Origin of the sequence: Cellulomonas hominis (assembly GCF_005239125.1) — a bacterium.
Lineage (GTDB): Bacteria > Actinomycetota > Actinomycetes > Actinomycetales > Cellulomonadaceae > Cellulomonas > Cellulomonas hominis_A.
The window spans coordinates 57,379-65,666 of sequence record NZ_SZYE01000003.1 but is presented as its reverse complement, the minus strand read 5'-3'; the positions used below and the strand labels follow the sequence as shown (position 1 = coordinate 65,666).

Genomic DNA, 8,288 nt, shown 5'->3' with positions numbered 1-8,288 from the left:
TAGCGCGCGTACCACTCGTCGACGGCGCCGGTCCCGCCGGCCGCGGGGCGCTCGCGGGCCGCGGCGACCACCTCCTCGACCTCCGCACGGGCGGCCCCGGCCTGCGTCATCGCGTCGAGGAGGCGCACCGTCGTCGCCGGGGTCGGCTCGTGCTGCCACTCCGCGCGGCGGACGGCGAGCCGGATGCCCGCCGCGTGCCGCAGCCGGCGGCCCAGCACCGCGACCCCCTCGCGCGACGCCGCCCACCCCGTCACGGTCATCCCGGCCGACGCGTCGGCCGCATCGCCCGGCACGACGCCGAGCGCCTGCTCGACCCGGTCGCGCGCCCGCAGCTCCGCGACCCGGTTCCGCGACGCCAGCAGGTGCTCGGCGACGAGCGGCGGGACGACGACCACCTCCGTCCGGTCCCCGGACTCGACCAGCCGGACCACCCCGGCGTCCTCGAGCACGGCCAGCTCGTCCCAGCCGAGCACGCGCCGGACCACGTCGGGGCTCGCCGGGCCGAGCGTGGCCAGCACACCCAGCGCGGACCGCGCCTCCCCGTCCAGCCGTTCGAGCAGCTGGTCGACCACGGTCTCCAGGCCCGGCGTGCGCAGGTCCGCGACCGCCGTCCACGCACCACCCGCCTCGACCAGCGTGCCTGCCCGGCGCGCTCCCGAGACGATCGCCCGCGCCACCCCGGGCAGGCCCGCCGACAGCGCGTAGACCCGGGCGGCCGCGTCGGGCGCCGCCGGGGCGCCGAGCTCGTCCGCGAGCACCGCCAGCAGGTCGTCGAACCGCAGCGACGGCACCGCCAGCGCCGCCACGGGCACCTCCCCGGCGGCACGCAGGGCGGCGAGCCGGCTGCTCCGGTCCGGGCGGGAGGTGAGCAGCGGGCGGGCGGCGGTCCGGTCGACGACCGTCGCGAGCACCGCGCGGGTCTCCTCGTCCAGCAGGTCCGCACGCCGCGCGAGCAGGACAGCGCGCCCGGTCCCGACCGCCTCCTGCACGCGGGACACCGCGAGCGCGAGCGGCTCCCCGGACGCGGCGCGCGCCGGCGGTCCCCCCAGCGACAGGGCGCCGAGCGGCCGGCCCCGCACGCCCGGCCGGCCGGGCACCCGGACCACCTGCCACCCGTCCTCGGCGAGCACGCCGGCGGCGCGCTCGGCCAGCGCCCCGGAGCCTGCGCCCGCGACCCCCGTCAGCAGGACCCCGGTGCCGGAACGCAGCGCGTCCAGGACCTGACCGACCACGTCGTCGCTCCAGGACTCCCCCTGCACGCGCACCACGCTACCGAGGTCGGCCCCGGGCCGCCCGCGGCCGCGCGACGCCCGCTGCTCAGGCCGGTCCCGCGCCTGCTCAGCGCCGCCGACCAGGGTGCTCCACCGCGCCCCCGGGGGTGCTCCACCGCATCGCCCCGCGGCTGTGCGAGGTCGCCGCGGACGTCACATGGAGACGTCACCGCGGCCGCGCGAGCGGTTCGCGACGCCCCGGCGGCCGGACGCGCCCGCGTCCGCCCCACCCGATCCGCGAGGAGGAACCATGTCCACCATCGCCGTGCCAGCAGCCGCCGCCGTGGCGCTGCTGCTGGCTCCCACCGCGGCACCCCCGGTCGAGGAGACCACCTCCGCCGACACCCCCGTCATCAGCGTCGAGGCCACCGCCCCGGCGGGCTCCGTCGAGGCGGGCGAGGCGCCGGCCGCGGGCGAGCCGGTCGACAGCGAGCCGGTCGAGAACGAGCCGGTCGAGAACGAGGCCGTCGAGAGCGAGGCCGTCGAGGCCGAGGCCCCCGCCGAGTCCGTCGGGGCGGAGGCGGTCGACACCCCGGTCGAGGCCGTCGAGCCCGAGGCCGTCACCCCGTCCGACCTGCCGGAGACCCTCGTGGCCCCCGAGGACGCCGCGACGACCGGGTGCGCCACGTGCGACCTGGCGGGCGAGCCGAGCGCACAGGGCACCCCCGTGACCGACGGGTACCAGGACGACGGGTACGAGCGCCCGTTCTGGTGGCAGAGCGACGGCCTGCACTTCCGCGACCCGATCCCCGCCAACGGGTACGTGAACATCAACGTCCCCGGGGCGAGCAACCTGAACGTCGACATCCACCGCGAGCTGATCGGCGCGACCTTCGTGCCGTGGTCGTACTTCGGCCTCGAGCCGGGCATGTGCATCGCGTGGACCGAGTCCAACGGGTACAACTACCACTTCGGCGAGGACAACTCCGGTCGTGGCGGGGTCGACGAGAAGGGCTGGGAGTACTGCGTCCCGGGCGACCCGACGGACCCGAGCGACCCGTCGGAGCCGACGGACCCGACCGAGCCGACCGACCCGACCGACCCGTCGGAGCCGACCGACCCGACCGAGCCGACCGACCCGACGGACCCGACCGACCCGACGGACCCGTCCGAGCCGTCCCAGCCGTCCGAGCCGACCGAGCCCGGCGAGCCGTCGGCGCCGTACCAGCCCGCCCTGCCGGCGGAGCCCGCGACCCCCGTGGTCGAGGTGCCGACCAGCACGGCGGTCCCCGCCGAGGCGGCCGTCCCTGCTGAGACCGTCCCGGCCGCCGCGGTGCGTGCCACGGCCCCGGCGCTCGCGGTCACGGGTGCCGGTGCGGCGGCGACCGCTCTGGTCGCCGGCCTGGCCGGCGCGACCGGTGTCGCGCTGAAGGCGGTCTCGCGGCGTCGCCGGCACCGCTGAGACGCGACGCCGGCGCCGAGCGCCCCCGTGCCGCCGCTGGTCCGGACCTCGTTCACCGGGTCCGGGCCGGCGGCGTCCGCGCGCTCAGACCACCATCGGCGCCGCCACCTCGACGCGGCCCTGCTGCACCAGCCACCGCACCGCGTCGAGCACCGTCTCCCCGGCGGTGTACCGCGGCCGGTAGCCGAGCAGCCGCTCCGCCTTCTCGACCGTGAACACCTGGCTGCGGACCAGGTGCTCCCAGCTCTGCTCCCCGTGCTCGGGAGTCAGACCGGCCCGGAAGGCGTCCCAGGTCACCTGCTCCAGCGTCGCGGGCCGCCCGAACCAGGACGCGGCCAGCTCGGCGTAGCCGCGAACCGTCAGCGCGTCCGGCGCCGTCACGAAGAAGTCCTCGCCGGCAGCCGCCTCCCGGTGCGCGACCGCGCGCTCGAACGCCTGCGCCACGTCGTCGGCGTGCACGTGGGCCATCGCCTCCGCACCGATCCCGGGGACGCGCAGCGGCTCCCCCGCCGACAACGCCCGCCACACCGCGGGGTCGAGGTTGCCCGTCGGACCGATCGGCGCCCACCCGGGCCCGCTGATGTGGCCGGGGTGCAGCGACGTGGTGACCAGGCCGCCGGCGGCCGTCTCCGCGGCGAGCATCCGCGCGATCGCGTCCTTCTGGACGCCGTACTCGCCCAGCGGTGGGGTCGCGGTGCGCTCCGACACCGGCAGCGTGCGGCTCGGCCCGGCACGCCAGATCGACCCGCAGAACACGAGCTGCCCCACCTGCCCGCGCAGGCACTCGACCAGCCGGGTCGCCGAGTCCAGGGTGAAGCACACCAGGTCGATCACGACGTCCGGCCGGAGCCCCACGACACGCTCCGGGAACGTTCCGGCGCGGTCCTCCCGCTCCCGGTCGGCGACGACCCGCTCGACCTGCTGCCACTCCGGCACGTCGACGTACGGCGCGGACGTGCCGCGGCTGATCGTGACCACCTCGTGGCCGGCCCGCACCAGGCGGGGGACGAGGAACGAGCCGATGTGGCCGCTCCCGCCGACGACGACGACGCGCATGGTGCTCCCTCGGCTCGGACGACCCTGCCGACGGTAGGCGTCGGTCGCCGGGTGCGCAGGACAGGACCGTCCGGGATCCCCGCTCAGGACCGGGCCGGGACCTGGCCGACCGCTGCTCGGCGTCCCACCAGCCGGTTGAGCCGTTCGGACATCACCAGGCCGAGCACGACCAGCACCCCCAGGAACAGCGGGAAGACCCACATCCCCGTCCCCGCGGCGAGCACGCCGAACAGCGGGGGTGCCAGGGTCGAGCCGGTGTACGCCGCCGCCATCTGGATGCCGATGATGGCCTGCGAGTTGCGCCGGCCGAAGCTGACCGGCGTCGAGTGGATGATCGCCGGGTAGATGGGCGCGCACCCGAGACCCGTCACCACCAGCCCGATCAGGACGAGCAGGTCGGCCTGCAGCGGCACCGCGATCATGCCGACACCGACGGCGACCGTCAGGAAACCGCCCCGGATCAGCTGACGGTCGCCGACCCGGTCGGCGAAGAACCCGGCCAGGAACCGGCCCCCGGTGATGCCCAGCAGGAACAGCGACGCGAACGCGGCCGCGGTCGCCGGCGCGACGCCGCGGTCGGCGACGAGGAAGGTCGACGCCCACAGGATCGCGGTGCTCTCGAGCGCGCAGTAGGCGAAGAAGGCGACCAGGACCAGCACGACTCCCGGGATCCGCAGCGCGCGCCCGAGCGGCACGTGGCCGACGTCCCTCCCGTGCTCCTCGTCCTCGCCCTCCGGGGCGTCGTCGCCCGCGCCGGTGGACCCTGCCGGGACGCGCGGGTTGACCTTGCCCCACAGCGGCAGGCTCACGACCAGCGCGACCGTGAGCACCGCCTGGACGACGCCGACGGTCCGGTAGGCACTGGACCAGCCGAGGCCGGAGGTGAGGGCGTAGCTCATGATGAACGGGCTGATCGAGGCGCCCAGGCCCCAGAAGCTGTGCAGCCAGTTCATGTGCCGCGCGGCGTAGTGCAGCGCCACGTAGTTGTTCAGCGCGGCGTCGACGGCACCGGCGCCGAGTCCGTACGGGATGGCCCACAGGCAGAGCATCCAGAACGAGCCGGAGACCGAGAACCCCACGAGCGCGGCGGCGGTGAGGCCCACGCTGACCGCGGTGACGAGGCCGGCCCCGAACCGGCGGGTGACCCGCTCCGACCCGAGGCTGGAGAGGATCGTGCCGCCGGCGATGATCATGGTCACGATGCCGGCGAAGGCCTCCGGGACGCCGAGGTCCCGGTGCATCACCGGCCAGCCGGCCCCGATGAGGGAATCCGGGAGCCCGAGGCTGACGAAGGCGACGTAGATGACCGCCAGGAGGAGCGAGTACACGGTGGGCTTGTCTCCCGGTTCGATGGTGCGTGGTCGGAGCCAGGTGCACGACCGTACCGGGTGATGTGTACGTCTGTACACATCACCGCACGCACCGCCGCGGGGTCAGGCGGAGAGCGCGCCGTCGCCAGGCACCTGGACACGCCGCGGCGAGGGTCCGCGGGCGAGACCGGGGCCGGCGATGCGCCTCCCCGCGCGCCCGTGCCCGCAGGTCACCAGCCCTGGTAACCGGTGGCGACCCGCTGCCACGGCGCCGCCGCCTCGAGCTGGCCGGCCAGCCGCAGCAGCACGTCCTCGCGCGCGAGGTCGGCCATCAGCTGCACCCCCACCGGCAGGCCGCGGTCGTCGACACCGATCGGCACCGAGATCGCCGGCTGCCCCGAGAGGTTGAACATGTTGGTGCACACCGCGAGGGCCGAGGTCCTCGGCCCCACACCGCCTCTGGCACGCGGTCCCCGCGTGCCCGACGATGAGCGAGATCTGGCTCCGTCTGCTCGAGGCCGCCGGGCGCGACACCGCCACCCGGCCGCCGGCCTGAACCGCACGACCCCCCGGGCGCACCAGCGCCCGGGGGACGCACCGCGATCACACCCAGGAGACGACATGCCCACCAAGATCACCATCATCATCGACAACCCCGCCGACCCGGACGCGTTCGAGCCCGTGTACGCGGACGTCCGCCGCGCCGCGGCCACCCTCCCCGGGCTGGAGCGGCTGGAGTCGGCGAAGGTCTGGCCGAAGGAGGACGGGACCCCCACGCCCGCCTACCGGACGCTCGACCTCTACTTCGCGAGCTACGAGGACGCCAGCGCCGCGGTCACGACCCCGGCCGCCCAGCAGGTCTTCGGCGGCCTCATCGGCAGCGGGGTGACGATCACCGGCCTGTTCTCGGACATCGAGTAGCCGGCACGGACGCACGTGCCGCCGCCGGTCCGGACCTCGTTCACCGGGTCCGGGCCGGCGGCGTCTGCGCGCTCACACCACCATCGGTGCGGCCGCGGCGCCCCGCTCCACCGCCGTCGGCGCACTCACGCGGCAGAGTCCCTCCCGCCCTGGTCCGCGAGCCGGGCGCCGCGGCGCCAGACGGCGCGCGTGTTGAGGGTGTCGCTGATCGTCGTGGTGGGGTCGCCGTCGACCAGGAGCAGGTCGGCACGCAGGCCCTCCGCGATGCGGCCTCGGTCGTCCAGGCCGAACCGGCGCGCGGGCGTGCTCGTGGCAGCACGCAGCGCCGCGACCGGAGTGAGGCCCGCGCGGACCAGGTACTGCAGCTCGTGGTGGACGCTGGCGCCGTGGGCGAGGCCTCCCACGAACGGGAGCGGGACGGAGGTGTCGGTGCCGACGAGGATGTCGACGCCGGCGTCGTGCAGCGCCTTGACCGAGGCCAGCACGTCGTCGAGGTCGCCCTGCGGGTAGCGGTCGAAGCTCGAGCCCAGCGTGTGGAGCCAGGCGTCGTCGAGTCGCGAGGCCACCCGCGGGTCCGCGGCGAGCTCCGCGCCGGTGATGCCCATCATCGAGGCGTTCAGGACCACGCAGGGGACGACGAAGGCCCCGGCCGCCGCGATCTGCTCGATGATCTCCGGGGTGTGGGGGCGGTCCATGAACAGGTGGGCCAGCCCGCCGACGCCGGCGTCGATCGCCGTGCGGGTCGCGTCCAGGGTCAGCGCGTGGGCGACGGTGAGCATGCCGCGAGCCCTGGCCTCGGCGACGCCTGCGGTCAGCGTGGCCCGGTCGAGCACCGGGAGGCCGGGGTGCCCCTCGACGCTGCCGTCGTCGACCATGAACTTGATGTAGTCCGATCCGGTCTCGATCAGCTGCGGGACGAACGCGGCCGCCTGCTCGGGCGTGGTGGAGAACGGCATCACGGGCGGGGGCCCGGCGGGCGGGCGCGCGCCGGGAGGCGGGCCGGGTCGGAACCCCTCCGGGAACAGCTCGGCGGGGTGCCCGCCGGGTGGGGTGATGGCGAACCCGGAGGAGCGGACGTCGGCGACGGTGTCGTCCTCCTCGATGCTCGTGCGGTTCCCGCGGGTGTGGGTGCCCTGCATCTCCAGCTGGGTGGTGACGCCGAACCGGAGCGCCAGGGCGAGGCTGGCCCGGTTGGTGTGCACGTGGGCGTCGACGAGACCGGGCAGGAGCGTCGCGCCGGCGGCGTCGACGACCTCGGCGCCGGCCGGGACCTCGCCGCCGACGGCGGCGATGGTGGTGTCCTCGAGGACGACGGTGCTCGCGTCGAGGACGTGCTCCCCGTCGAAGATGCGGGCGTTGATGATGGCGGTGGACATGGCGGTCTCCTCTGTCAGGCCCGGACGGGGCGCGGCGGTCAGGGCGTGCCCGCTGCGGGGTCGCGAGAGGGCGATGCCGGTCACGCGCAGTCGCCTTCAGGTGCCTCTACGAACACGTTCGTCGGCACACTAGAGCAGAACGAACGCGTTCGCAACGAACGCGTTCGTTGCACCGGGTCACCGCGAGGACGTGGCAGGACGAACGCGTTCGTTAGAGTGCGCGCATGGCTTCAGTCCGCAGCCGACGCGAGCGTCCGGCCAAGCCCGCCCTGTCCCGCGACTGGATCGTGGCCGAGACGATCGAGATCATGCGGACCGAAGGGCTCGAGAAGGCCACGATGCGCCGGGTCGCCCAGGCCCTGGACACGGGGCCCGCGTCTCTCTACGTGTACGTGGCCAACACCGCCGAGCTGCACGCGGCGGTCCTCGACGAGCTGATCGCCTCGCTGGAGCCCGGCGAGGGCGACTGGCGTGCCCGCCTGGAGGGACTGCTCGGCTCCTACGCCGACGTGCTCTACGCCTACCCGGGCCTCGCGCGCTCTGCGCTCCTGCTGCGCCCGACCGGGCCGCACGCCGTGCGGCTGTACGACACCATCCTCGGGCTGCTGCTCGAGGGCGGCATCGGCGCCTCGCGGGCCGCCTGGGGCGTGGACCTGCTGCTGCAGTACGTCACGGCGTCCGCCGCCGAGCACAGCACCCCGGGACCCGAGGCGGTCCCCGAGTCCGCGGAGGGCCAGCTCCACGCCCTCACGGTCGCGCTCCGTTCCGCCGACCCGGAGGACGCCCCGCACGTCGCGGCCCACGCCGACGCCGTCGTCTCGGGCACCCCGGCCGAGCGCACCAGCTGGGCCATCGCCGCCCTCGTCGCCGGCATCGCCGCGTCCCCGGACCCCCGCGGCGGCGACGAGCCGTAGACGGGCAGCAGCCGCCACGAGGCGGTCGCCCCGGTTGC

8 protein-coding genes are annotated in these 8,288 nt (G+C 75.5%); 3 read left to right on the top strand and 5 right to left on the bottom strand.

What is annotated here, in order from left to right; translation table 11 throughout:
- Positions 1-1,259 (bottom strand): hypothetical protein (locus FA014_RS01175; RefSeq protein ID WP_230322772.1); only part of this gene is annotated, 1,259 nt, incomplete at its 3' end.
- Between the two features lie 262 nt (positions 1,260-1,521).
- On the opposite strand from FA014_RS01175, the gene FA014_RS20515 reads away from it, so the two are divergent.
- Complete coding sequence (locus tag FA014_RS20515; protein ID WP_230322771.1) at positions 1,522-2,673, top strand: hypothetical protein; 1,152 nt, start codon at positions 1,522-1,524, stop codon at positions 2,671-2,673.
- 84 nt (positions 2,674-2,757) lie between these two features.
- Here the strand turns inward: FA014_RS20515 and FA014_RS01165 are convergent, their stop codons facing one another.
- From FA014_RS01165 to FA014_RS01155, 3 genes are all read right to left on the bottom strand, one after another.
- Positions 2,758-3,729 carry an NAD-dependent epimerase/dehydratase family protein gene (locus FA014_RS01165; protein ID WP_154727883.1) on the bottom strand — a complete coding sequence of 324 codons (972 nt, stop codon included), beginning with the start codon at positions 3,727-3,729 and terminating at the stop codon, positions 2,758-2,760.
- Between the two features lie 83 nt (positions 3,730-3,812).
- A complete protein-coding gene (locus FA014_RS01160; RefSeq protein WP_154727882.1) occupies positions 3,813-5,057 on the bottom strand; it encodes an MFS transporter in 1,245 nt (414 codons plus the stop codon).
- Positions 5,058-5,269: 212 nt separating this feature from the next.
- Positions 5,270-5,491 (bottom strand): amidase family protein, encoded by a 222-nt coding sequence (locus FA014_RS01155; RefSeq protein ID WP_328288161.1) that lies wholly within the window; start codon positions 5,489-5,491, stop codon positions 5,270-5,272.
- A 169-nt stretch (positions 5,492-5,660) separates the two neighbouring features.
- On the opposite strand from FA014_RS01155, the gene FA014_RS01150 reads away from it, so the two are divergent.
- Positions 5,661-5,960, top strand: coding sequence for an EthD family reductase (locus FA014_RS01150; RefSeq protein ID WP_154727881.1), 300 nt, complete (start codon positions 5,661-5,663; stop codon positions 5,958-5,960).
- 125 nt (positions 5,961-6,085) lie between these two features.
- Here the strand turns inward: FA014_RS01150 and FA014_RS01145 are convergent, their stop codons facing one another.
- The gene (locus FA014_RS01145) at positions 6,086-7,336 is read right to left on the bottom strand and encodes an amidohydrolase family protein (RefSeq protein ID WP_154727880.1); all 1,251 of its coding nucleotides are present in this window, start codon (positions 7,334-7,336) and stop codon (positions 6,086-6,088) included.
- 224 nt (positions 7,337-7,560) lie between these two features.
- Between FA014_RS01145 and FA014_RS01140 the strand changes: the two genes are divergently transcribed.
- On the top strand, positions 7,561-8,250 hold the full coding sequence (locus tag FA014_RS01140; RefSeq protein WP_154727879.1) for a TetR/AcrR family transcriptional regulator: 690 nt from the start codon (positions 7,561-7,563) through the stop codon (positions 8,248-8,250).
- Positions 8,251-8,288: the final 38 nt, after the last annotated feature.

What these genes read in the sequence shown, in the direction of transcription:
- FA014_RS20515 (WP_230322771.1), top strand. Translation starts at nt 1,522, where the DNA reads ATGTCCACCATCGCCGTGCCAGCAGCCGCCGCCGTGGCGCTGCTGCTG.
- FA014_RS01165 (WP_154727883.1), bottom strand. Translation starts at nt 3,729, where the DNA reads ATGCGCGTCGTCGTCGTCGGCGGGAGCGGCCACATCGGCTCGTTCCTC.
- FA014_RS01150 (WP_154727881.1), top strand. Translation starts at nt 5,661, where the DNA reads ATGCCCACCAAGATCACCATCATCATCGACAACCCCGCCGACCCGGAC.
- FA014_RS01145 (WP_154727880.1), bottom strand. Translation starts at nt 7,336, where the DNA reads ATGTCCACCGCCATCATCAACGCCCGCATCTTCGACGGGGAGCACGTC.
- FA014_RS01140 (WP_154727879.1), top strand. Translation starts at nt 7,561, where the DNA reads ATGGCTTCAGTCCGCAGCCGACGCGAGCGTCCGGCCAAGCCCGCCCTG.